The 24,843-nt window shown below is 63.1% G+C and carries 21 protein-coding genes; 19 read left to right on the top strand and 2 right to left on the bottom strand.

All coding sequences use genetic code 11. From position 1 onward, the window contains the following. Positions 1 to 50: 50 nt before the first annotated feature. The 6 genes from NKI49_RS01440 to NKI49_RS01415 are packed head-to-tail and all read left to right on the top strand — an operon-like array spanning position 51 to position 4,902. Positions 51 to 1,517: a pilus assembly protein TadG-related protein gene (locus NKI49_RS01440; protein ID WP_352598100.1), complete on the top strand. Its 1,467-nt coding sequence runs from the start codon at positions 51 to 53 to the stop codon at positions 1,515 to 1,517. Next, entirely contained in the window at positions 1,498 to 2,025 is a 528-nt protein-coding gene (locus NKI49_RS01435; protein WP_352598101.1) for a TadE/TadG family type IV pilus assembly protein, read from the top strand. Before NKI49_RS01440 ends, NKI49_RS01435 begins: the two co-directional genes overlap by 20 nt. Positions 2,026 to 2,071: 46 nt before the next feature. After that, positions 2,072 to 2,599 carry a TadE/TadG family type IV pilus assembly protein gene (locus NKI49_RS01430; RefSeq protein ID WP_352598102.1) on the top strand — a complete coding sequence of 176 codons (528 nt, stop codon included), beginning with the start codon at positions 2,072 to 2,074 and terminating at the stop codon, positions 2,597 to 2,599. Continuing rightward, positions 2,596 to 3,759 carry a CpaE/TadZ family protein gene (locus NKI49_RS01425; protein ID WP_352598103.1) on the top strand — a complete coding sequence of 388 codons (1,164 nt, stop codon included), beginning with the start codon at positions 2,596 to 2,598 and terminating at the stop codon, positions 3,757 to 3,759. The genes NKI49_RS01430 and NKI49_RS01425 overlap by 4 nt, the downstream gene beginning before the upstream one ends. Beyond that, positions 3,743 to 4,333 carry a L,D-transpeptidase gene (locus NKI49_RS01420; protein WP_352598104.1) on the top strand — a complete coding sequence of 197 codons (591 nt, stop codon included), beginning with the start codon at positions 3,743 to 3,745 and terminating at the stop codon, positions 4,331 to 4,333. The genes NKI49_RS01425 and NKI49_RS01420 overlap by 17 nt, the downstream gene beginning before the upstream one ends. Then, the gene (locus NKI49_RS01415) at positions 4,330 to 4,902 is read left to right on the top strand and encodes a hypothetical protein (RefSeq protein ID WP_352598105.1); all 573 of its coding nucleotides are present in this window, start codon (positions 4,330 to 4,332) and stop codon (positions 4,900 to 4,902) included. Before NKI49_RS01420 ends, NKI49_RS01415 begins: the two co-directional genes overlap by 4 nt. Positions 4,903 to 4,942: 40 nt before the next feature. Here NKI49_RS01415 and NKI49_RS01410 read toward each other — a convergent pair whose 3' ends face one another. After that, positions 4,943 to 5,584: a hypothetical protein gene (locus NKI49_RS01410; RefSeq protein WP_352598106.1), complete on the bottom strand. Its 642-nt coding sequence runs from the start codon at positions 5,582 to 5,584 to the stop codon at positions 4,943 to 4,945. 41 nt (positions 5,585 to 5,625) lie between these two features. Next, positions 5,626 to 8,400 (bottom strand): type VI secretion system ATPase TssH, encoded by a 2,775-nt coding sequence (gene tssH / locus NKI49_RS01405; RefSeq protein ID WP_352695504.1) that lies wholly within the window; start codon positions 8,398 to 8,400, stop codon positions 5,626 to 5,628. A 331-nt stretch (positions 8,401 to 8,731) separates the two neighbouring features. Between tssH and tssA the strand changes: the two genes are divergently transcribed. From tssA to tagF, 13 genes are read left to right on the top strand one after another with little or no spacing between them, the layout of a single operon-like run. Beyond that, positions 8,732 to 9,904, top strand: coding sequence for a type VI secretion system protein TssA (gene tssA / locus NKI49_RS01400; protein WP_352598333.1), 1,173 nt, complete (start codon positions 8,732 to 8,734; stop codon positions 9,902 to 9,904). A 6-nt stretch (positions 9,905 to 9,910) separates the two neighbouring features. Continuing rightward, positions 9,911 to 10,450, top strand: a complete 540-nt coding sequence (tssB, locus tag NKI49_RS01395) for a type VI secretion system contractile sheath small subunit (RefSeq protein ID WP_352598108.1) — start codon at positions 9,911 to 9,913, stop codon at positions 10,448 to 10,450. A gap of 3 nt (positions 10,451 to 10,453) precedes the next feature. Further along, complete coding sequence (gene tssC / locus NKI49_RS01390; protein WP_352598109.1) at positions 10,454 to 11,956, top strand: type VI secretion system contractile sheath large subunit; 1,503 nt, start codon at positions 10,454 to 10,456, stop codon at positions 11,954 to 11,956. 44 nt (positions 11,957 to 12,000) lie between these two features. Further along, a complete protein-coding gene (locus NKI49_RS01385; RefSeq protein WP_352598110.1) occupies positions 12,001 to 12,462 on the top strand; it encodes an Hcp family type VI secretion system effector in 462 nt (153 codons plus the stop codon). Continuing rightward, positions 12,449 to 13,198 (top strand): type VI secretion system baseplate subunit TssE, encoded by a 750-nt coding sequence (gene tssE, locus NKI49_RS01380; protein WP_352598334.1) that lies wholly within the window; start codon positions 12,449 to 12,451, stop codon positions 13,196 to 13,198. The genes NKI49_RS01385 and tssE overlap by 14 nt, the downstream gene beginning before the upstream one ends. Position 13,199: 1 nt before the next feature. Then, the gene (gene tssF, locus NKI49_RS01375; protein WP_352598111.1) at positions 13,200 to 15,074 is read left to right on the top strand and encodes a type VI secretion system baseplate subunit TssF; all 1,875 of its coding nucleotides are present in this window, start codon (positions 13,200 to 13,202) and stop codon (positions 15,072 to 15,074) included. Beyond that, complete coding sequence (tssG, locus tag NKI49_RS01370; protein WP_352598112.1) at positions 15,038 to 16,105, top strand: type VI secretion system baseplate subunit TssG; 1,068 nt, start codon at positions 15,038 to 15,040, stop codon at positions 16,103 to 16,105. The genes tssF and tssG overlap by 37 nt, the downstream gene beginning before the upstream one ends. Then, the gene (gene tagH / locus NKI49_RS01365; RefSeq protein ID WP_352598113.1) at positions 16,102 to 17,574 is read left to right on the top strand and encodes a type VI secretion system-associated FHA domain protein TagH; all 1,473 of its coding nucleotides are present in this window, start codon (positions 16,102 to 16,104) and stop codon (positions 17,572 to 17,574) included. Before tssG ends, tagH begins: the two co-directional genes overlap by 4 nt. A gap of 3 nt (positions 17,575 to 17,577) precedes the next feature. Continuing rightward, positions 17,578 to 18,030 (top strand): type VI secretion system lipoprotein TssJ, encoded by a 453-nt coding sequence (gene tssJ, locus NKI49_RS01360; protein ID WP_352598114.1) that lies wholly within the window; start codon positions 17,578 to 17,580, stop codon positions 18,028 to 18,030. A gap of 39 nt (positions 18,031 to 18,069) precedes the next feature. Then, entirely contained in the window at positions 18,070 to 19,404 is a 1,335-nt protein-coding gene (gene tssK, locus NKI49_RS01355; protein ID WP_352598115.1) for a type VI secretion system baseplate subunit TssK, read from the top strand. A gap of 4 nt (positions 19,405 to 19,408) precedes the next feature. Next, complete coding sequence (icmH, locus tag NKI49_RS01350) at positions 19,409 to 20,731, top strand: type IVB secretion system protein IcmH/DotU (RefSeq protein WP_352598116.1); 1,323 nt, start codon at positions 19,409 to 19,411, stop codon at positions 20,729 to 20,731. A 1-nt stretch (position 20,732) separates the two neighbouring features. Beyond that, entirely contained in the window at positions 20,733 to 24,269 is a 3,537-nt protein-coding gene (tssM, locus tag NKI49_RS01345; protein ID WP_352598117.1) for a type VI secretion system membrane subunit TssM, read from the top strand. Continuing rightward, positions 24,251 to 24,793, top strand: coding sequence for a type VI secretion system-associated protein TagF (gene tagF, locus NKI49_RS01340; RefSeq protein ID WP_352598118.1), 543 nt, complete (start codon positions 24,251 to 24,253; stop codon positions 24,791 to 24,793). The genes tssM and tagF overlap by 19 nt, the downstream gene beginning before the upstream one ends. Positions 24,794 to 24,843: the final 50 nt, after the last annotated feature.

Here is a 24,843-nt window from a genome sequence, read left to right as displayed (position 1 = left end):
GGCGCCGGGCATGCGAGGGGCCCTGGCGCAGGAAAGCAGAGAGTAAGGTCATGTTGGGGACCATTCGCGCCTTCTGGAACGATCAACGCGGTATAGCGATGATCCTGGTGGCGATTATGTTGCCGGTGATTATCGGCTTCGCGCTGCTGGTCATCGATATGTCCCGTGCGAACAATCTGCACAACGATTTGCAGAAAGGGTCGGACGCGTTTGCTCTGGCCGGTGCGGCGGAACTGGACGGCAAGGCGGATTCGATCACTCGGTCCGATAGGGCGATCGCCAATCTCGTCGACAACACGTATAAATTCTCTAGCGCGGGGCCGATACAGACGCTGACAAGTGCCGGGATAACCCGCCGCTACCTGCGGTCGCTTCCGCCAAATGACACTGACGCAATCAGGGTGCAGGACGTCATCACGGACGAGGTTGCGGGAGCTGCCGAAGCCGAATTTGTCGAGGTGACGGTCAACCCGACTGGCTTCTCGGCGATCTTCCCCGCCTCGTTTCTGACTGGCAATACCGGGGATAATGCCTTCAACATCGGAGCGACCGCGGTCGCAGGCTTTGCCGGAGTCGTAGTCTGCGACATGACCCCCCTTTTCATCTGTAACCCGTTCCCCGGTCAGAACCTGCAGGATGTGGTCAACAATCAGAACTTCTTCCGAAAGGGCATCAAGCTTGTGATGGGCTCGACGTCGTGGGGGCCTGGCAACATGGGCTTCCTTAGACCCGCCGATTCCCATGGCTATGGTGAGGGCGACCTTGCCGACGACATCGCCCATGTCGATTTCCCGGAGTGCGTGAACAGCCGAGGTATCTACACCCAGACCGGCAGTCTGACCGAAAAGGCCAAGGCGGCGTTCAATACCCGCTTCGACATGTACGGGCCTCACTTTGGAAAGAACGATGCCTCTGTTCCTCCCGCACCGAATATTCGGAAGGGCTTCGATTTCAAGCCGAAGGGAAAAAACCCAGGCACAGACCCGTGCGATATGATCCCCGCGACCGATCTCACGAAATTCCATGGACTGACGCAGGACACCGCTTACCCGCTCTTTGACGGGCGCATCGGCAATGGCCTTTGGGACTACGACGGCTACGTGGCCGCCAACTATCCCAATGGTGAACTGGCAGGCTTCAGAGACGCGAGCGGAAACGCCTACTCCAACACCAACCCGCCATCTCGATACGACCTCTACAAATACGAGCTAAACACCCCCGGACTGGTGAACACTCACTCCGTCGGTGGTGAAACCGGCCAAGCAATGTGTCACGCAACTCCATCGACCGACCCTAATCGTCGGCTAGTCTATGCCGCCATTGTCGACTGCGACCAGTACGCGGGCGAATTGAACGGGCAGAGTGGCTCAATGACCGCGATCGGATTTGCGAGTTTCTTCCTCACCGAGCCGGTTATTGGCGACGACGTGTTCGCCGAAATCGTTGACATCGACGGCAACGCAGGGCGTGGAACCATGGTCGGCTTCGCGAAGGACAATGTCCAACTTTACCGCTAAGCGCACCGGGATCCTTCGCCGACTCGCCCGGAAATTCGGCCGCGAGGAGCGCGGCGCGATCCTGGTCGAGATGACGTTGATCACGCCGCTGATGATCGCGCTATCGGCGGGTGTATTCGAGTTCGGCACAGTCATCCACCGGAAGCTGCTGATAGAAGTGGGCCTGCAGGACGCAGCACGGTACATGGCACGTTGCACGACCGGCTTCGCCACCGTGAATTGCACGACCACGGCGCAGAACATCGCCAAATATGGGACGCCGACGGCCGGGACCTTGAGAGTGGCCGACTGGGGCACCGACGAGCCGGTCATCATATCAACCTATGACACCACTAATGCGGTCGATCCCGACACGGGGCTGCAGGACTATCGAGGGAGCGGTGCGACTGTCCGCACGGTCCGCGTGACCACCAGCTACGCATATGGGGCTACGTCGCTGCTCTCCTATATCGGTATCGGTCCCATCACCATCACCGCTTCACATGAGGAGCGATTTATTGGGTATTAGCATGCGACCATTGAGTGATTTCAGACAAGAGGAGTGCGGAGCAGCCATGGTTGAGGCTGCAATTGCCATGACGCTGCTTCTTACGCTGACGCTTGGCTTCGTCGATTTTGGCTATGCCCTCTACCAGTGGAATGCAGCGAACAAGGCGGTCCAAGTCGGCGCGAGGGCAGCCTCCATTTCCAATCCAGTGAGTACCGTGCTTGCCAGCGCCGCGGTCACCACGAACGTGCCGCTGGTGGGCACGGCTATGGCGCCTGGCAGCTTCCCCACCTATTCCTGTACCGGTGCAGGCGGATGTACTGGATTCAACCAGGCGAATTTCGACGCGATCTACAATCGCATGGTCGTGTTCTTCCCCAGGCTCCAGCCGGCGAATGTCAGGATCACCTACTCCGCGACCGGCCTCGGCTATTGGGGCCGCCCGGGTGGACCGGTCCCGACAGTCACGGTCAGCCTGGAGGGTCTTACGTTCCAGTTCTTCTTTCTGGGCGGACTGCTCGGATTCGCAGACATCACCATGCCCTCGATGCTGAGCACGGTCACGGGTGAAGACATGAAGAGCACCTTTCCATGAACGCCATCAACACCAAGGTTCTGCCGACCAAGCGCAAGCAGGTGGCGCTGTTTTCTTCGGATGCGAATTTCAAGCGCGATGTGGCGACGCGGCTCGATGCGCTGGCGATCTACGATGTCCGGATTTCCGAGACGGGCGACTTTCTCAAGGGGCCACCCGCCGATACGCGCCCGGGCATCGTCATCCTCGACCTCGGCAATGGCGAGCTGCTCGGCAGGCCAGGCATCGTCGAGGCGCGCGCGCTGTGGGCGAGCGTGCCGCTGATCGCCGTTTCCGACGAATTGACCTCCGAACAGACGCGCGTTCTGGTGCGCATGAATGCCTCGGACTGGCTGCACAAGCCGCTCGACGGCAAGGAACTGCTCAACGCGGTGACCTTCCACGACACCGGCAACCAGGGAACGAAAAGCCGCATCATCACCTTCATCAGTGCCAGCGGCGGCGCCGGCGCGACGACGCTGGCGCTCTCGGCGGCCGAGTTCCTCGCCTCGAAATCGAAGGAACGCGCGGCCTCGACCTGCCTGGTCGATCTCGATTTCCAGAGCGCCAATTGCGGCGCCTACCTCAATCTGTTCAACCAGTTCGATCTTGCCGGCATCATCGGCCAGCCGGAACGGCTCGATGTCGAGTTGATGGACGTCATCAAGCTTTCGCGGCCATCCGGTCTCACCCTCTACGCGTTCGAGCGGCCGCAGCTGCCGTTCGAGCCGCAAGGCAGCGATTTCGTGTTCCGGCTGCTGGATCTCGTCGCCTACCGCTTCGACGACATCGTCATCGACCTGCCCAACATCGAAACGCCGTGGCACAATTCCGTGCTCTCGACGAGCGACGAGATCTTCATCGTCTTCGAACTCAACGTCGCCTCGCTGCGGCAAGGCAAGCGGCTCTACAAGAAGATCCGCGAGCTGCGCGGCAATGCGGTCAGCATCACGCTGGTCGCCAACAAGCACAAGCGCAAATGGTTCGGGAACCATTTCTCGCGCAGCGAGCTCGAGAAGATATTCAAGGCGCCGCACATCAAGTCGGTCGCGCTGGACAACGCCCTGCTGACCGATGCCTTGAACCGCGCCATCCTGCCTTCCGAAGTGGATGGGCGCGCGCGCTTCAACAAGGATCTGAAGAAGATGTTCAAGGAGCGGCTCGATGACGCTGCCCGATAGACATCGCATCGCGCCAAGGTTCGCCGGCGCCTGCGCCCTCGGCGTGGTGCTGGCGATGTCCGTCCAGACCGTCGCCGCGGCGCGGTCGGGGCTTTCGGACCGGCCGCCGCTGCCGGCGATGGGCCCCAGCCTGCGCAAGGCCGTTGCCTTCGCGACCGGCGAGCAGCCCGGAACCATCATCATCCGCAAGAACGAGAAGGCGCTCTACCTGGTCACCCGGCAGGGCCAGGCGCTTCGCTACCAGATCAGCGTCGGGCGCGACGGCTTCGGCTGGACCGGGACTGTGAAAGTCGGCGCCAAAACGGAATGGCCCCAATGGCGCCCGCCGCGCGAAATGCGCGCCCGCCAGCCGGAACTGCCGGAGCTGGTGCCCTCGGGCCCCTACAATCCGCTCGGCGCCAGGGCGCTCTATCTGCTTCGGGACGGGCGCGACACGCTCTATCGCATCCATGGCACCAACGACCCGTCGGGCGTCGGGTTCGACGGCACATCCGGCTGTTTTCGCCTTACCAACACGGATGTGATCGATCTTTTCAAGCGCGTGCCGATCGGCACCAAGGTGGTGGTTCAATGACGACGATCAGCGATCCGCGTGTGCCGACGATAGAACAGCAGCTCGAACCGCAACTGCTCGACCGCGCCACCAGCCGGTCCCGCCTGGCCGTCGCGATCGGCGTCGGACTGACGCTGTTTGCGGTGCTGAACGCCACGGCCGCCGTCTATCTTTACCGGGGCATCACCGACCTGCGCGTCGTGGAAGCGCATCTCGAACAACTCGGAAGCTTCGAGCAGCGCATCGGTGCCCGGCTCGACAGCGTCAACAACGGCTTTCAAAGCCGGTTTGAAAAGCTCGACAGCCAGCTGCAAGGCAGGTTCAACGAGATCAACGGCAACATAGCCAAGGTGGAACAGAACCTTCCCCCGGCTGGCGATGCCGGTCTCGCCGCCGCGCCGGAACCCGTCTTCACCACCAGCACGGTGGCGGAGGCGTCCTCCGACACCGAAGTCGCGGCCGAACCCGCCGCTGCCGATGCGCCGCGGCCGCCCAAGAGGAGGATCGCCGCCTCGCCGCCGCCACCCAACCCCGGCTACCAGCGAACCGAAACGCCGGATGGCAAGGTCTACTATCGCAAGATCAATTAGAGACGGGTGCGAAGACCCGGCGCCTGCCGCGCCGGCTAGATTAGAAATCCCGCTTCAAAACCATGAGGCGCACGGCCAAGGCCTCCGCACGCTGCCGGGCCTCGCGCAGGAACGCGACATGGCAGTAGGCGCAGGCCGCGAGGCCCATGACGAGCACGAGGCTGTTCTCCCAGCTGACGTCGAGCATCAGCGAGAACGGGAACACGCTCGGCTCGGCGAATGTGGCGATCGCGCTCGCTGTTTGCGCATGACCGGCGACCGCGATCATCAGCCCCGCGAAAAGCAGCGCCAGGTGGTTGGCAAGGAAGAACGCAGCCGATTTTCTCGTGCGGTGCGCCACCCACAAGACAACACACGCAGCGATCAGGATGGCGGCATCGATGGCCATCGAGCCACCCAGATAAAGATCGACCTGTTGCCAGAACATCGTCGCCAACGGACGCAGTTCAAGCCAGATCCTCCATGCGATGGGGCTGGCCGGATAAGTTCCGAGCGAGACGGTCGCTACGCGCTCACCTGCCAGAAGCGCGATGATGAGAGCCGGAAAGGCAAAAAGCAGAATAGGGTTGCGTTTCATGTTCCTCCCCAATCTGGCGCCATGATAGATTGGGGAGATTACGCGAAGCTTAACGGCTGAATGGCCGAAACGTCCCAAGGTGGACGTTCGAGGATCGCCCTTCATCGAATACTTATCTGCATCCGACAGGCGTTTGACCGACGAAGCTACTCGAAGGCGTAGGTGAAGCCCTCCTTGGAGGCGCCGACGGTCACCTTCGTTATCTTTTCGCCCTCGAGCGAGCGGTTCAGCACGCCGCGGCTCAATTCAGGCAGAAGCGTATTGGTCAAAATGGCGTCGATCATCCGCCCGCCGGATTCGATCTCGGTGCAGCGAGCCTTGACCAGGTCGATGACGCCGTCGCCGATCACCAATTCCGCGTCGCGGCTCGCACGCAGCCTACGAGCGATCTTGGCGAACTGGTGGCGGGTGATCGCCTCGATCATCGAATCCGAGAGCGGATAATAGGGAATGGTCACCACCCGGCCGAGAAAGGCCGCGGGAAAGACCTTCAGCAGCGGGCCGCGCAAGGCAGCGTCCAGATCGTCGAGCCCTACCCGCAGCGTGCCATTCCTGGTGCGATCCATGATGACATCGGAGCCGACATTCGAAGTGAGCAGGATCAGCGTATTCTTGAAATCGATGCGCCGGCCCTCGCTGTCGTCCATCATTCCCTTGTCGAAGACCTGGAAGAAGATTTCGTGCACGTCCGGATGCGCCTTCTCGACCTCGTCGAGCAGGATCACCGAATAGGGCTTGCGGCGGACCGCCTCGGTCAGGATGCCGCCCTTGCCGTAGCCGACATAACCGGGCGGCGCCCCCTTCAAGGTGGAAACCGTATGCGCCTCCTGGAATTCGGACATGTTGATCGAGATGAGGTTCTGCTCGCCGCCATAAAGTGTCTCGGCCAGCGCCAAGGCGGTCTCGGTCTTGCCGACGCCCGAGGGGCCGCAGAGCAGGAACACACCCACCGGCTTTTCGGGCGGGCCGAGCCCGGCGCGGCTGGTCTGTACGCGCTTGGCGATCATCTCCATGGCGTGGTCCTGGCCGACGACGCGTTCGGACAGGGTCACGGCGAGCCGCAGCGCCTTTTCGGTCTGGCTCGACAGCATCCGCCCCGTCGGGATTCCCGTCCAGTCCTGAACGACCGCCGCCACGGCGTTGCGGTCGACCGACGGCAGGATGAGCGGCGTCTCGCCTTGCGCCTCGGCCAGTTCTGCCATCAGTTCGCGCAGCCGGGCGAGATCGGCGGCCGGATCGGGCGGAGAGACATCGGCAGCCGCCGGTGTCGCCGCGTCGATCTTGGCCGTTTTGATTTTGGGCGTTTCGGTCTTAGGCAGCTCGGTCTCAACTGCGTCCGGACCTGCTGTTTCGACGGTGATCTCCGGCGTCTCATCCAGCGGCACACCTTCGCCGCGCAGCCTGGCGCGCAATTCGAGTATCTCGGCGACAAGGGCCTTTTCGCGATCCCAACGTTGCTGCGCTGCGGCCAGCGTGGCCTCGCTTTCGGCTAAACCAGTCTCGACCCGGGCCTGCCGCTCAGCCACCTCGATGCCGATCGCAGCCTCGCGGCCGATAATACCGCGCTCGACCTCCAGCGCCTGGCGGCGGCGCATGATATCCTCGACCTCCGCCGGCGTGGCATGCTGCGATATGGCGACACGGGCACAAGCGGTGTCGAGAAGGCTCACCGCTTTATCCGGCAATTGCCGCGCCGGGATGTAGCGATGCGAGAGGCCGACCGCCGCCTCGATCGCCTCATCCAGTATCTGTACCTTGTGGTGCTGCTCCAGAACGCCGGCCACACCGCGCAACATGAGAACGGCCACCACCTCCGAAGGCTCGTCGATCTTTACCACCTGGAAACGGCGGGTCAGGGCCGGGTCCTTCTCGATGTGCTGCTTGTATTCCGCCCAGGTCGTTGCCGCGATTGTGCGCAATTCGCCCCGCGCCAGCGCCGGCTTCAGCAGATTGGCCGCGTCGCCCGTTCCAGCCGCGCCGCCGGCGCCGATCAAGGTGTGGGCCTCATCGATGAACAGGATGACCGGCGTTTCGGACGATTGAACCTCGTCGATGACAGCCTTGAGCCGTTTTTCGAACTCACCCTTCACGCTTGCCCCCGCCTGCATCAGTCCGACATCGAGCATGCGTACACTGACGTTCCGCAGGCTGGGCGGCACGTCGCCCTCGGCGATACGCAAGGCAAAACCCTCGACGACCGCGGTCTTGCCGACCCCAGCCTCGCCGGTCAGGATCGGATTGTTCTGCCGGCGCCGCATCAGGATATCGACGATCTGCCTGATCTCCGGATCGCGGCCGACGACCGGATCGATTTTGCCGTCGCGAGCGCGCTGGGTCAGGTCGGTGGCGTATTTCGCCAGCGCCGAATCCCCGCCCGAAAGCCGCCTCGGCGCCTCTGCGGCGGAGACCGCGGTCGAGGCGCCGGCTTCGAGCGAGCCCTCCGTGACATCGGCGAACCGCGCGATGACCGCGTCCGCGTCGACCTTGTCGAACTCGCCGCTGATCTTCGACAACAGGCCTTCCAGCACCGGCGTCTTAAGGCAAGCAAGGAGAATATGCGCGCTGCGGACTTCTTCGACGCTGAACTCAAGCGTTGCCAGGTTCCAGGCTTCCTGGATGGCATGAAAGATGTGGTCGGAGAATTCCTCGATCGATGTCGCGCCATAGGGCAGCTTGTCGACGGCGCGGGTCATATCGGCCGTGAGCCGGCTCGCATCCAACCCCGCATCGGCGATTATCATTTGCACGTCGGAGCGGTCGGAAAGCACCAGTTGCTCGATGAAGTGGACGAGTTCGACGTAGGGATTGCCGCGCAGCTTGGCGGTGTCGGCGGCAGCCTTGAAGGCGCGCACACCGACAGGATTGAGCTTGCCGACCAGTTCCTTGCGTTTGAAGGTCTGCGATGACCGGCGCTGTTCCATCGAACGTGCTCCTGCAATCTGCCAGCCGATAACCTGCCACATAAGCGGTCACTTGACAAAGCGTGTGATGGCGAGGGCTTGACGCGGGTTCAATCGGCTTCGTCCGCTTTCGAAAGGTCCCGCACCACCGGCTGCAAACAACCACGGAATTGAGCGCCCCCGTGCGATGCGTTTCGCAGCGGGATTTCGCAATCACGCCATGGATTTCGGCCTCAAGCCGGTTGCATTTAGCTTCTGTTAATTTTTGAGCAGTCCTTCAATTGTGGTAAAGTGCGACGGTGTGATAACGTTAGGTCACATACGGCTTGAGGCCGGATGCTGGGGGGTTGGTGTGATTGATATCGCACTCTGGCTTACTTCGCTCGACGGTGAAAATCCGTCAGGGGAGGATTTGCGCAACGATCCGGCTTTTCATGAGCTGGAGCGCCTGACGGAACCCCAGGTCAAGGTCGTCCACGACGGCAACAACAAGCCCAACTCGCAAAGCACCATTCCGGTCGACTGGCCTGCGGTGCTCGCAAAGGCAGAGGAACTGCGCGCCCATGGCCGGGACCTGCGCCTGCTCGTCATCGTCGCGCGCGCTCTGGCCAATGAAGAAGGACTGGCCGGGCTCGCGCAGGGTCTGACCCTCATTGCGCAGACCTTCGACCAACATTGGGCGACCATGCATCCGGCACTGCGGCCCAACGCTTCGCCACGCGATGCCGCCTTGCGCCGCATCAACGCACTGCTCGACCTCCAGAATGGTCAGGACGGGTTGTTGGCGAACCTGCGGCAGATGACGTTCTTTGCGCCACGCTCGATCGGGCCAATCAGCGGACGCGATCTGGAACAAGGCGCGCTCGACGACCGCGTCATGCTCCAGGAAGCCGCCTCGGGATTGAATGCGGCAGAAAAAGCCACACTGGTCAGTGCGCACGGGCAACTCTTGAACAGGGTGCGTGCCGGATGTGCGGCACAGATGGATCAAGCCAAGGCGGAGATGGTCTCGCTCGTCGCCGACGCCCGGGCGGCGATCGCGGCTCTCGATGCGGTCGAAACCAACCTCAACGCTCGCCTTGAGGGCGGCGGCCCTCCTGTTCCGGAATTAAAACGATTTCTGCAGCGTTTGCTGACGACCCTCGAACGGAATTCGGCAGCCGGCGCCGGCGCGAATGGCACGGCCAAGCCGCCGACGCCGGCGGAACCGGCAGCGACTGCTCGAAACGGTCATGGAGCCGATACTATGGCAAGTGTGGCAAGCTACGCAGAACCGAGCACGGGGCTTCCCGACCGCATCTCCTCGCGCGACGACGTGGTGAAATGCCTCGACCTCGTCGTCGCCTTCTATGACCGCACCGAACCGTCCAGCCCTATCCCGCATCTGGCGCGGCGTGTGCGCCGGATGGTGCATATGGATTTCGTTGAACTGATGGAAGATCTCGCGCCGTCGGGGCTGAAGGAATTCCGGCTCCTTGCCGGCGTTCCCGATGCCAAGAAGACGGCTCAGAAGGATGAAAGGTAACAGCACATGCCAGCCGAAAGCAAAGCGAAGGTTATCGAACGAAATCGCGCGCCGCGGGTGCAGATCGCCTACGACGTGGAAACCTACGGTAGCCCGACGACGATCGAACTGCCGTTCGTCATGGGTGTGATGGCCGACCTTTCCGGTGCTTCGCAAACCAAGGAAGCGTCGAAGTCGGTGCTGGACCGCTCCTTTGTCGAGACCGACGCGAACCGCTTCCCCAAGTTCATGGAGGCGCTCGGGCCCCGCGTCAAAGCCCGGGTGAAGAATACGCTGCCGCAGGCCGAAGGTCAGGAGCGCGACGAGGAACTGGCGCTCGATCTTACATTTTCCAGAATGGGCGATTTCGCTCCGGACAAGATCGCCGAGCAGGTGCCGCAACTGGCCGAAATCCTCAAGATGCGTCGTCAGCTCGAGGAGTTGCTCGGCTTCATGGATGGCCGTGTCGACGCCGAAAAGCGCATTGCGCAGCTACTGAACAACGAGCCGCTGCTTGGCAAGATCGCCAGCCAGGCACTCGCCGACGACGACAAGACAGGGGAGTAAGTCATGGCTGAACAGCAAAAGACTGCCGTCGTCGCCGAGGCCGAAACTATCGACCTCGGAGAATTCAGCGGGCTGCTCGAGAAGGATTTCAAGGTCAAGAAGGACGATAGCGAGAAGCTGCAGCAACTCGTCCGCAATCTCGCGCTCGCGGCACAGTCCCGTTCCGATACCACGACCATCTCGTCCAATGCGATCAAGTCGATCAAGTCGCTGATCGCGGGCATCGACAAGATGTTGACGACACAGGTCAACGAAATCCTGCATGCGCCGGAAGTGCGCGAAATGGAAGGCACATGGCGCGGCCTCTGGTATCTCGTCAACAATACCGAGACGGATCAGAAGCTGAAGATCCGGGTGATGAACATCTCCAAGGAGCAATTGGCCGACACGCTCGAGGACTATGAAGGCCAGATGTGGGACCAGAGCCCGATCTTCAAGAAAGTCTATACGGACGAGTATTCCATGCTTGGCGGCGAGCCGATCGGCTGTGTCATCGGCGCCTACGAATTCTCGAACCATCCGCGCGACGTCGGTCTGCTGCGCAATATCTCCGGAATCTGTGCCTCGGCGCACACGCCGTTTATCGCAGCTGCCTCGCCGCGGCTGTTCCGCATGGATAGCTGGCAGGAACTGCCGAACCCGCAAGACCTGCAGCAGATCGTCTCCAATCCGGCCTATGCCTCGTGGCAATCGCTGCGCGAGAGCGAGGACGCTCGCTACATCGGCCTGACCATGCCTCGCGTCCTGGCCCGGCTGCCCTATGGCACCGACACCGTCCCGGTGAAGGGCTTCACCTTCGAGGAAGAGGTGCAGGGCGATCACAATAAATATGTCTGGATGAACGCTGCCTTCCCGATGGGCGTCAACATCAACCGCAGCCACAAGCTCTTTGGCTGGGGCACGCAGATCCGCGGCGTCGAGAATGGGGGCACGGTGCTCAATCTGCCCGTGCACAGCTTCCCGACCGACGACGGCTCGATCGCGATGAAATGTCCGACCGAAGTCGCCATCGACGACCGGCGCGAGGCCGAACTGGCCAAGCTTGGCCTGATGCCGATCCTGCACCGGAAAAACACCGATCTGGCGGCCTTCATCGGCGCCCATTCGCTACAGGACGACGAAACGCGCGCCGGCCGCCTGGTCGATCCCGATGCACAGTCGAACGAGCGGCTGAGCGCCAACCTGCCGTACCTGTTCCCGGTCTCGCGCTTCGCCCACTACCTCAAGGCGATCGCGCGCGACAAGGTCGGCTCGTTCAAGGAGCGGTCCGACATGCAGATCTGGCTGACCGAATGGATCAACCGTTACGTGCTGGCCAACCCGGCCTTTGCCGACGACAAGGCGCGCGCCAAGCGCCCGCTCGCGGCGGCCGAAGTCCAGGTGGACAGCGTGGAAGGACGGCCGGGCTACTACAACGCCCGCTTCTACCTGCGCCCGCATTACCAGTTGGAAGGCATCAACGCCTCGCTCCGGCTGGTATCGGAACTGCCGTCAGTGAAGACTTGATTTGCAGCAACATCCTGATTTCTTAAAGCGGTGGAGAAGTTACAATGCCCACAACTACGAAGATTGATGGCTTTCTAAAGGTTCCTGACATCAAAGGCCCCAGCACCCGCGATGGCCATGAGGACGAGATCGAAATCCATGGTGTCGACTATAAGATGGTCGCACCTTATGATCCGAATTCGATCTCGCGCCGTGGCCGCGTGTCCATGGGCATGATAAAGTTCACCAAACACTACGACAAATCCTCGCCCTATTTGAAAAAGGCCTTGTTCGACAACAAGGCTCTTGATGAAGTGGTGTTTTCGGCACGCCGGACCATCGATGGCGAAAGCAAGGACTACCTAGTCGTTACCCTGACTGACGCCTTCGTCATGGAATACGACATGTCGCAGGCCGAGGATGAGCCAGACCTGATCGAGGAAGCGGTGAGCTTCGCCTACAAGAAGATCAAGTTCGCCTATGACGGCAATGATGAAGCCGAAATGGATGTCTATGTCGGCAAGTGAGGTTCGGCGGCCGGACAAGCAGCAGATCGCGGGCAGCTTGCGGGCAAAAAGCGAGGCGGTGCAGCCGTCGCTTTGGGATCGCCTCGTCAATGACCTGCCGGGCCTGACCTCGGAGATAGACAGGCTGCGCCATGTCTTGCTAGACGAGCTTGGCGCGGACCGTCTCGACACTTTAACTGCCGGCAGTGCGCGGACCATAGACGCCGATGCGGAGCTGACGCCCGATCAGAAACGGCGTCTGCATCGATTGGTCTTTCAGACCCAGCATCGCGTCGAGATCGAAAGCCGTGGCGTGGTGGTATCGGCCCGCGTGCTCAGGGAAGCGGTGCGGCGCGACATCGAGGCTCTGTTCAACACCGAGCGCTTCGAGGCTACGCCGCTGCTTTCCGACCTGGAAAACGAGCAGGTGGCGGATAATCCACCGTCGCTCGCCGATTTTCCGGAGGTCCGGCGAAGCGTGGTCAATTACGGCGTGCCTTCGTTCTCGGGCCGGTCGTCCCGCGACTTTGACCGCGACGTACTGGCGCGCGAAATCCGCTCGGTGCTCGCCACCTTCGAGCCGCGCCTCAAGGAAAGCGCGACGAAAGTGACGGTCACCTTGGGCGACAAGACGGTGGGCCTGAAGATCGAGATAGACGCCGTGCTGATCATGACGCCGACGCCGGAACGCATGCGCCTGCGCACGACGATTAATCTCGATAACGGCTTGGCGCGGACCGAAATTAGGGAGGCCTGAGGTGGATCGGGTCTTCGTAGAATATTACGAGGAGGAACTGACCCATATCCGGGGCCTTGCGGCGGAATTTGCCGACATGCATCCGGCGGTGGCGCGCAACCTTTCCCTCGATACGGTGCCCTGCCCGGATCCTTACGTCGAACGGCTGCTCGACGGCGTCGCCTTCCTCGCCGCGCGCACCCGGCTGAAGGTTGATGCGGAGCGCTCGCGGTTTTCACGCAGCGTGCTGGACGTCCTGTATCCAGATCTGGTCACGCCGGCGCCGGCAACGGCCATGGTGGTGCTCAAACCCGGGCAGCAGGTCCAGTCGATGGTTGCCGGCCATGTCGTCAAGCGCAACACCCGGCTGGTCTCCGGCCTGCAGCCCGGCCTTTCGACGCGCTGCACGTTCACCACCGCCCAGGACATCACCCTGTGGCCGATAGCGGTCACTTCGGTAAGCTACTTTCAAGATCGCAGCGCGCTCGCGGCGGCCGGCATAGCGCCGATCGGCGGTGTTGGTGGCGAGGCGGCACTCCGCATCGTGCTGGCTCGGACAGGAAAGGGCAGGCTCGACGAACTGTTGCTCGACCGGCTTGATCTCTATTTTGCCGGGCGCACAAAGGCGCCACTGCTTTTCGACGCGATTTTCGGCGCCTGCTCGGCCGTTGGCGCGCGCGCGGAAGGCAAGACCAATCCCGTATCGTCCTTGCCGGAACCCGAAATGATCGGCATCAGCGACGAAGAGGCCCTGATGCCTCGTACCCGCCCGACATTTGAGGGGTACCGTCTGCTGCGCGAATATTTCATGATGCCCGAGCGCTTTCACTATGCGCGGATTTCCGGGCTGCTGCCCGTCGTGCGCCGATGCGCGGCCGGGCTGGAGATCATCTTTATGTTCAGGCGTCCAGTACCTGAGCTAGCCGACCTGACACCGGCTGATTTCGAGCTTTTCGCAACGCCGATCATCAATCTCTTCGAACGTGAGTGCAACGTCATCGAGCTTGATCCGCGCAAGACGCGCCAGGTGCTGCATGCCGACCGAACGCGGGCGCGCGACTTCGAAATCTACCGGGTCATCCGCGTCGAAGACGCCGACACGGGGAGCAGCGATGCCGAAATTCCAGAGCTCTTCAGCCTGGGTCAGAATCGCGGCAGTGGCTGGGTCTATTCCACCGAGCGTCGCCCGCGCCGTGCGACGGAAGAGGAGCGGCGCGACGGGCTGACCCGCACCTCTTACACAGGGGACGATGTTTTCCTGGCGATTTCACGCCCGGTGGAAAGTCAGGCGAACCGGCCGCTGAAGCGTGTCGACGTCGTGGCACTTTGTACCAACCGCGATCTGCCGATCCTCGACGACAATCCTACCTTGACGCTGGAGGCCGGCGATCCGGTCGAGACGGTGCGGCTTCTCGGCGCGCTGCGTCCGCCTCGCCCGGCCATTCCCGCGGCGTTGCCGGCGGGCGCGGCGGGAGAATCCCGGGCCGACAATCTCGCCTGGCGGCTCGTGGCACAGTTGGCGCTCAACTTTCTCAGCCTTGCCAAGGAGGGCCGCGGCGTCGATCCGCTGCATGCGCTGCTCGACCTCTATGCCGACCGCGGCGATCCGAGCCTTGCCCGCAACGTACATTCGATCGTCCGTATCGACTCGCGGTCGGTCATCGAACGGCTGCAGATCGACGGGCCGATGTGCTTCGGGCGCGGCACCGAAGTGACATTGCATGTGGACCAGTCGGTCCTGGCAGGGCAAAGCACATTGCTGCTTTCGGCGTTGCTGGCGCGGCTGTTTGCCCGTCATGCCGGAATAAACGGCTTTGTGCGGACCCGCACGCGGCTGCTGCAGAAGCAGGAGGATGTGCCATGGCCGATGACGCCCGGCAATCGCTACCTGATCTAGAGGCAGTCGACCCGAACTGGGCTGAGGGATTGTCCGAAGCGTTCGACTTCTTCGAGCTGTTGCGCCGGCTCGAACGGCGGGGCGGGCTGTTCGGCTATTCCGGCTCGCCGGAACGCGAGCCGGCAAGGCTCGGACAGCACGTGCGCCTGAGTTTTTCGGCCAGGGACGTGGTTGAATTCCGCGACGCGAACGACAAGGCCCCCGCCAGGGTCACCGTGGCAAATCTCGGCCTGATGGGACCTGAAGGTCCCATGCCGCTGCATTTGACGCGCTGGGTGCTCGATCGCCTTTCGCAGCGCTGGTTCACCGGCGCTGACGCGCAGCAAACCAGTGACACGACATTCATGGACTTCGTCAACGTGCTGCAACACCGCATGATCGCCCTGTATTATCGGGCGTGGGCGGATGCGCATCCGGCGGTACAGGTCGAGCGCGCGGTCGGCGGGCGCGTTCGCGCCATGCTTGAAGCCATGGCGGGACTCGGACTCCCGGGCACCCAGAACACCGATCTCGATACGGTGAAGCTTCGCCAGGCGGCTTCGCTCGCCAGCCAGGTCGATGGCCCGGAACGGCTGACGCTGTTCCTGGCGGAGGCGTTCAAGGTGCCGGTTCAGATCAAAGAGTTCATCGCCTCCTGGATAATCATACCAACCGGGCTCCAGACCCGCCTTGCCAAAGCCTATGCAGGACTCGGCCGAGGGGCGACGATCGGCCCACGCGTTTTCAATCGCCAAAGCAGGATCGAACTGCGTGTCGGCCCGCTGGGGTACGAGGCCTTCAAAGCGTTCCTGCCTGGCGGCCAGCGGCTCAAACTCTTCAAGCAAGCCGTTCGCGACATGGTCGGGGAATCGCTCGACGTCGACCTGCGCATCGTGCTTGCGCGTGAAGCAGTGCCGCAGCCCCGTATCGGAGCGGTACAGCTCGGCCGGACCGCCTGGCTTGCGCGGCCCACTGAAAGGGGCGATGCTGACGACATGCGGCTGCGGACAATCGTCGGATGGCGGCCGGAAATGGCGGGGGTCGCGGCATGAGCCTGCTGCTGACGCTGGAGCAAGGGCCGCGTACCCAGGCGGTACGGCAGACCCGGCTGGACGATGGCGAGCTGGTGATCGGCCGCAGCGCGGACGCAGGCTGGCAGATCGACGATCCCGACATGTTCGTTTCGCGCGCTCATTGCAAGATTTCGGGCGGGCGAGATGGATATTTCGTCACCGATACGTCAAGCAGCGGATTGTTCATAAACGACTCCGACAGCCCGCTCGGGGCCGGCAAGTCAACGCGCCTTCTAAGCGGCATGCGGCTGAGACTGGGCGACTACGTCGTACATGTCGACCTGCAGACGCCAACCGCCCAGGCACAAGCGGCCGGCCAGCCGGTCCCGGAACGCCTGCCGCCGGCATCCCGGGCGCCGGTGAGCATCGGCCGCGATGACTTCTTTTCCGCCCCGGTCGAAGAAGAGCCGCGACGGCCGCGTCCGGCCGATCTGCCAAACCCGTTCGAGCAGCCGGTTCCGGGCGCATTCGAGCGTGTCGCCTCCGGCCAGCGCAACTCGCCTGCTTTCGATGACCCGTTCAGCCTCGATCCGGTTTCAACACCTGTGTCGAAAGACGCCGCCCCTTACCTTGAACCGGGCGGCGCGGCGAACCAGGCGGACCCATTCAGCCTCGACCCCGTGCCGTCCCCCGGCAGCGGAGCCCAATCTGCCCAGGGAAAGCCGTCCGATTTCAGCGATGATTTTGGTTTCGGACCAGCCCCGGCGACCGGTGCGGCAAACGGCAAGGGCTCGGCCGTGCAGCGCGAGCGCATCGCCAAACGACCGCAATCCGCCAACCCCTGGGATTTACCCGTGCAAGCGGCGGATGTCCCGCCTCCAGCGCGGACAGGTGCCGCTGCCAAACCCGCCCGCCTGCCGGCAGCGGCGCAGCTGGGGGACATCACGCTTCGCTCCGCATTCCTGCACGGCATGGGGGTCGAGGAAGCCGATTTCCCCGGGCGCGACACCGTTGCGGAAATGGAGAAGTTTGGCCGCGAATATCGGCTGATGATGGAAGGCCTGATGCAGCTTCTGCGCAAGCGGGCCGAGGAGAAGGGAAACGCGCGCGTCGCCCAGACCGTGGTCGGGGCCTCTGAGGTCAATCCGCTCAAGTTTCTGCCGACGGTCGACGACGCCATCGTCACCCTTATCGCCGAGCGCAGCCCCGGATTTCTCGCCGGCGAAGCGGCAATCGCCGATGCGGTTCGCGATCTCGCTCAACATCACGTGCGCGCCTGGCGTGGCGTACAGGCTGCCTTGCGGCGGATGATCGACCGTTTTGACCCGGCAGCGATCGAGGAAGAGCTGAAATCGAATTCCGCGATCGGCACGCTGCTTTCAGGCGGGCGCGGCGCCAAGCTGTGGGAGCTTTACCAGAAACGCCATCGTGAAATCGCCGAGAGCGCGGAAAAAAGCTTTCTTGGCGAAATCGGCGCCGATTTTCGGGATGCATATGAGGAGGAGTGAGACATGATCGATCGACGTGAATTCGTCGTTGCCCTAGGTGCGACCGGACTGCTCGCCGCTTGCCAGAGCGGTCCGCCGAAACCATCGGTGATCACCGTCAACGTGACCGGCGGGGCCGGCATGAATCCGGGACCAGGGGGCGGTGACCGTCCGGTGACGGTCCTCGTGATGCGTCTGCGCAGCACCGGGAAATTCAACTCAGCCGATTATTTTGCGCTGCAGGGGGATGCCGGCTCGGCGCTCGGGGGCGACCTCATCGGATCGGACCAGATCGCCGTCGGGCCGGGGAAGACCGCGTCCAAGACCATCACGGTCGAGCCGGACGCGACGGCGCTGGGCTTCGTTGCGCTTATCCGCGAGCCCGGAGGCCGGAACTGGCGAACAACCAAATCGGTATCGGCAGGATCACAGTTTACGGTCAACGTCACGATTGGCAGCGGCGGCATTTCCGCCTAGCGGCCAGGGCAAGGGGAGCTCAATGCAGGATGTAGCGGCATGAGCGATGCAAACAGGGTGCTGTGGTCCGAGGGCCTTTTCCTGCGGACCCAGCATTTCCAGCAGCAGGATCGTTTTTTCGAGGCGACGGTGCGCGGCGCGTTGCAGGCCGGGCAACTGCATACGTTCGGCTTTCAGCAGCTGACGCTGGACCAGGCATTGCTGGACGCCGGCCAGATCTCGATCCTGTCCGCACGAGGCATCTTTCCGGATGGGACGCCTTTTTCCATTCCAGACATGATGGACGCGCCGCGACCATTGCCGGTCACCCCGGACACGGCCGCCGGACGGGTGCTGGTCGCCCTGCCGCTGGAGCCTCCGGGCGGCATCGGTTTCGATCCAGCGCACGCCGCCGCCTCGGGAGCGCGATATCACGGGCGGATCGTTTCGGTGCGTGACGCCGTCCAGGGCGGTTCAGATCCTGAAGAGATCGAGATCGCCCGGCCGCAAGCGCTGCTGCTTGCGCCTGGCAAGTCGGTCGGTGGCTACACAGGCTTGCCGATTGCCGACCTCAAGGGGGTTCGAGCTGACGGCGGCGTCTCTCTGGACGAGACCTTCCTGCCACCCGCGTTGGTTACCGGCGCGGTGACCTGGTATCGGCAATTGCTTCTGGAAGTCGTCACAGGCCTCGACCAGATCGCCGAGGCGCATGGCAAGATGGTCATGGGTGGGCCTGGGCGCAGTGTCGAAGATCTGCTGATGCTCAATCTCGCCAATGCGGCGCGTCCGCGGCTGGCCCACATGCTGGCGCAGGATGTCTTCCATCCGGCCGAGCTTTACCTTGAACTCGCCGGGCTCGCCGGTTCGATGGCGACCTACGGATCGAGCGCGCGGCGGCTGGGCGAATTGCCCGCTTACGACCATATGGCGCCCGGCCCCGCCTATTCGGCGCTGGCGGATGCGCTGCGCTCGCTCATCCTCAGCCTGCGTTACATCGAACCGAAATCGCGTGCGCTGCCTGTCATGCGGCATTCGACCAATGTCTGGAAAATACGCATCGACAATCCAAAGCTGCTGGTGGCCAGCCGGATCGTCATCCGGGTCGGTTCGGAGTTGTCGGAGGACGCGCTGCGCAAGATATTCGTCAATCAGGCGACTGTCGGCTCGGCCGACCAGTTCGAGGGCCTGTGGAAGTCCCGTTTGCCCGGTATTCCGCTGAAACCGCTTCATTCCCAACCGCGCGAGATCCCTTACGATGGCGATCGGCTATGCCTCGAGCTGGACCAGAAAAGCGAGCATTGGGCGTCACTGCTCGATGCTCCCGGCTTCGTCATCGGGGTTTCGGGCGTGTTGCCAAGCGAGCCGCAGGTGGACTGCTATTCGGTGAACAGGTGAGATCATGAGCCGCGATGATCCTTTCGGACTGTCGGAGGATCGCGAACGCACTCGCATACGATTGACCGGAGCGCCGGTGCCGCGGCCGATGGCGCCGCTGTTGCCGGGCGCGGCGGTAAAACGGTCTCGCACCCACCCGAACGCGCTGGTCAACGCATTCGCGCCCCTGCTCGAATTCGCTCCCGAGCTTGAAAGCGCGCTGCCGCCGGAGAACCCGGAAGCGCTGCGCACCCGGCTGCTTGAAGAACTGGTTCGGGCACGCGACACGGCAATGTCGACGGGGTCCTCGATGGAGAGGGCCGACCAGGCAGCCTGGGTCGTGGCGGCTTTGCTCGACGATCTGGCCCTGAACACGCCATGGGGCGGCGCCAGCGCCTGGCCGCGGCAGCCGCTTGTGGTCATGCTGCGCGGCGATGTCGATGCCGGCACGCAGTTCTTCACGCGTCTCGACGAACTGGAACGCCATCCCAACCGCGATCGGGAACTGCTGGAGCTGCAATATGATTGCATGGCGCTCGGCTTTCGCGGCAAATATCGCGTGCCTGGCCGGTCAGGCGATCGCTCGCTCAATGCGGTTCGCGTGGCGGCAGCCCGCTTCCTGCGCGATGCCGATGCCGAAGGCGCGCCGCTGTCGCCAAACTGGAAGGGCGTGATCGCATCCGACGAGCCGCAGCGCTTCATCGTTCCGATCTGGGTCATGGCACTCGGTGCGGCGGTTGTTGCCACGGCAATTCATATCGGGCTCTCGATGGGACTGAGCAGCCAGGCGGTCGAGCTTTCCGCCCTTGTGCGGGCGCTGCCGCCGCCCGCGCGCGGTGACGTCAGCCGTACGTCGCCCAAGGTCGATGCCCCGCCCCCGGAAAAAGTGGATTTTGCGCTGTTGCCTGAATTTCAAGCCGGGGCGCCGGCCGAGCTCAAATCCGCGCTCAGCGGCACCGAGAGCGTCTCGTTGGCCAAGCTGATCATCCAGGCCTCCAATCCCGAACTGTTCCAGTCGTCGCGGCCGCAACTGACCGAAGGCTTCGAGCCCCTGATCGGTTCGATTGCCAAGGTGATCCTCGCCAATCAGGAGCTGATCGGGAACATCACGGTGGTTGGTCATACGGACAGCGTTCCTCTGCAAAAGACCAATCCGCTGTCGACCAACCAGCGACTGTCCGAGGCTCGCGCCCAGACGATTGCCGACATGCTGGTCCAGAATGGGGTGCCGGGGGACCGCGTCCATTCCGAGGGCCGCGCCGCAACCGATCCAGTGGCCAGCGACAGCACGCGCGAGGGGCGAGCCTTGAACCGCCGCGTCGAGGTGCTCGTCGAAAAGAGGCTGTGAGATGTTCATCCTGCGCTTCCTCTGGGCGGTTCTGACATCGCGCTGGCTGTGGACCTTGATCGGCATCACGCTGCTTTCCCTGGTCGTCTGGGTGTTCGGTCCGATCGTCAGGGTCGGTCCCTACGAACCGTTCGCCTCCGAGAATGTGCGCATCGTCATCGTCGCGCTGCTGGTCATCTTCTGGCTGATCTGGCTGATCGTCGCCCAGCGCCGGGCGATCCGCGCCAACCGCCTGTTCATCGCCGAGATTGCCGCGCCTGCGGTGGAAAAGCCGCTGAGCCCCGGCGAAGAGAACGTCGCTGCCGTAGGGGCCAAGTTCGCCGAGGTCATGGCCGAACTGAGGCGTCGCAAGCTGGGCGGACGCAAGTTTCTGCGCGAGATGCCGTGGTATGTGATCGTCGGGCCGCCGGCCACCGGCAAGACCACGGCCCTGCGGCAGTCCGGACTGAACTTTCCGATCGACCTCACCGACGACCTGCAAGGTGTCGGCGGCACGCGCAACTGCGACTGGTTCTTTTCCGAGAACGCGGTTCTGATCGACACCGCCGGCCGCTATGTGCAGCAGGAGAGCCAGCCAGACGTCGACGCGGCGGAATGGCTGGGCTTTCTTGATCTTCTGAAGAAGCATCGCGGCCGCCGCGCCCTTAACGGCGTGATCGTCGCGCTTTCGATCGACGTGCTTTCGGAGGGTGACGAAGCCATCAAGGCGCACGGCCGCAAGATCCGCCGACGGTTGGCCGAGCTCAACGACCGGCTTGAAATCCGCCTTCCGGTCTATCTGATGCTGACCAAGGCCGATCTGATCAAGGGCTTCGAGGCCTTCTTCGGCGGCTTGTCCACCGCCTCACGCGAGCAGGTATGGGGAACGACTTTCGCGCTGGATGCGCGCGTGGATGCCAAGACCATCGAGCGCGAAATTTCGACGCTGGCGACACAACTCGAGTGGCGGCTGGTGCCGCGCCTGGAGGATGAGGAAAAACTCGCCGCCCGTGCCGAAATCTTCAGGTTTCCCGCCCAACTCGCAAGCCTGTCCGAACCGATCCAGGTGCTGGTCGAGGCGATGTTCGGCGAAAGCCGGTATGAAGAGGCCGCCTGGCTGCGCGGCCTCTACCTGACATCGGCGACGCAGGAAGGGGCACCGATCGATCGGCTGACCGCGGCGCTGTCGTCGTCCTTCGGTCTTCCGCCACGGCGGGCCCTGCCCGCGCAAAGGGTCGAGAAACGCAGCTTCTTCCTGAAGAACCTGCTCACCGAAGTCATCTTCAAGGAAGCAGGTCTCGGTACGTTCGACCCCCTTGCGCAACGCCGACGCACCTGGATCTGGCGGGGTGCGGCGGCTGCTTGTGCGGCAGCGGCGCTGCTGGCCGGCGGCCTCTTCACCTGGTCCTATCTTGACAACCGCAACGCAATTACGGCCCAGGCCAGCCAGTTCGAGGCCCTGCAAACCCCGCTGACCTCGGCCGCCGCGGACCCGGCATCGGTGCAGCAACCCGCCATGGATCGCGCGCTCGAGGCGATGGACGCTGTCGCAAGTGCCCGGACACCACCGCCGGGCGCTGTCCAGGATCTGCTCGGGCCATCAGCCTCGGCGGAACTGGTGCGGGCCCAGACCGACACGTACGACCACGCCCTGCGCAACGTGCTTGAGCCGCACATGGTGGCGCTTCTTGAGGCCACCATGTGGCGGCAGATCCGCGATCCGGATTTCATGCTCGGCGCGCTCAAGGCCTATCGCATGATGACGGGTCTGTCGCAGATGGACACGGATTTCGCCCAGAACTGGTGGGTAAACAGCCTGCCCGAATTCGCCGTCGCGGCACCGTTTCCAACCGCCGATGCCGAAGAGCATCAGCTTGCCGCCATCCGCCGGATGACCGTCGACGCAAGCTATATCGAGCCCGACCAGGCCTTGGTTGCCGAAGCGCTCAAAACGGTGTGCACGATCTCGTTGCCGGCACGTGCCTACAAGCAGTTGCTGGCCGATCCGGCGGTGGCCGGGCTCAAGGAGTGGATCCCGGCGAATTTCGCCGGCCCGAACGGTGCCAAGGTTTTTGCGCGCCGCTCCGACAAGACGCTTCGTGTCGGCGTTTCGGGAGCCTTCACCTATGCGGGCTTCCACGATGCCGTTCTCGACCGGATCGAGGATGTGGCCGCACAAGCGGCGCTCGATCGGGCGGTCTTCGCCGGGGGCTGCTCCGAGAACTCGGAAACGTCGGTGTCGGCGCTGTCCGAGGATATCCTGAAGCTCTATTACGACGATTATATCGCGCAATGGGACAGCTTCCTGCGTGATATGAGGCTGGCGCCGTTGACCGATCTCAATGTGGCCAGCGAAAATCTGAAGGATCTCTCCAGCGCCGATTCAGCACTGAAACGCCTGCTTACCGCGGTCGTTCAGGAGACCGACCTTACCCGGTCCGATGAAGCGCCGGCCGACGACAAAGCCGCGGCCAAGGGCGGCTCGAAACTGCTCGGCAAACTCGGCAAGCTTGGCAAGATCGTGAAAACGGGGGCAAAGCTGCTTCCACGCGCGGGCTCGGCCGATGAAGTGGATCTTACCGGCAATCTGGTGGCCGAGCACTTCAAGCCACTCAAGGGTGCAATCGCCGAGGTCGACGGCCAGCCGCCGGCACTCGACGCCGCGGTGGTGGCTCTGACGGCGCTGTCCAACGTGCTGCAGACGGTCACGGCCAATCCCGACCCTCAGGACGCCATCAAGAAGCAGGGCGGCCTCGCCGAGCTGACGGGAGCGGTCGCCAGGCAAGCGCAGATCCTGCCCGATCCGATCGACGATTGGCTCGGCGGTGTCGCCGGCGACACCAGCGGGTTGACGCAAAAGGCGGTCACCTCGGAGCTCAACGCCATCTGGCGTGCCGACATCCTGCCTTTCTGCCAGGCGGCGCTCAACGATCGCTATCCGTTCAGCCCCGAAAGCGCGGTGGACGTCAATGTCCGCGATTTCGCCCGCCTGTTCGGCCCGGCGGGTCTGATCGATGCCTTCATCAACGACCATTTGATCAGCTATGTGGACACGGCCAGCCAGCCGTGGAAATGGCGTGCCGACTTCGGCCTCGACCCGTCGGCGCTGGCGGCGTTCGAGCAGGCCAGGCGGATCCGCGACGATCTCTTTCCTGGTGGCACTGGCCCGATGATGAGCTTCACGCTCGAACCGAAAGACCTGTCTCCGAACGTCACGCGCGTGACGCTCAATCTCGATGGCCAGAGCCTCGTCTACTTCAACAACGCGACGCGGCCGCAACCGATGACCTGGCCCGGCAAGGACGGCACCGGGGTCATCTCGCTCGCCTTCCAGCCCATCGACGGTTCGCCCGAAATCATGCTCAACGAGACCGGCAGCTGGGCGTGGCTGAGGATGCTGCGCAGCGGCCGTTTCGCCGGCACGTCGCTGACCGATGTCTACAGCCTGCGCCTGGGCACGAAAGGCATGTACGCCGATTTCGAGCTCAAGGCCGCCAGCGTCGAGAATCCCTACAATCTGCAAATGTTCAAGAAATTCTCATGCCCGCCGCAGATATGAATGTGCCCGGCTTCTACGGCAAAATGCCCGCCACCGGGGATTTCGTGGCGCGGCGACTGCCGGGAGACTTTGTCCGCAGCTGGGACCGCTGGCTGGCGCAGCATCTCGTCCCGCTGATCGGCTCGGAATTTTGGCCAAGCACAACCGCGCTGCGTTTCCTGGCTGGCCCGGCTTCCTTCGGCGCATCGGCGGGCATCATCGTGCAGAGCGCCGACAGGGTCGGCAGGCAATTCCCTTTGACTGTCGTCGCGCAGCTTGCTGAGGCTCCCGTTCGGCTGACTAAAGCCGAGGCGTGGTTTTCCAACATCGAAGAGGCGGCCATCGCCGCCCAACATGGCGAGCTAACGCCAGACGAACTCGATGCCGCGCTGGGCGCCCTTCCCGTGCCGACCGTCGAGGCGGGCGAAGAAGTCATCATCGATATGGTGATGTGGACCGCCCGGTCGGATGTTTTCGACATCGATCCGCAATCGCCGCAAGTGACGCTGGAACAGGTTTTTGCGGCCAGTTGGGGGACCAGTTGATGCAGATATTGCCGAGACAGTTGAAGGCCCGCTGTTTCACCACTGCGTAA

It is taken from the genome of Mesorhizobium sp. M0587 (genome assembly GCF_040320945.1).
In the GTDB taxonomy this organism is placed as follows: Bacteria; Pseudomonadota; Alphaproteobacteria; order Rhizobiales; family Rhizobiaceae; genus Mesorhizobium.
Note: the sequence above shows the minus strand (reverse complement) of the source record. Positions and strands in the feature narration are given on the sequence as shown.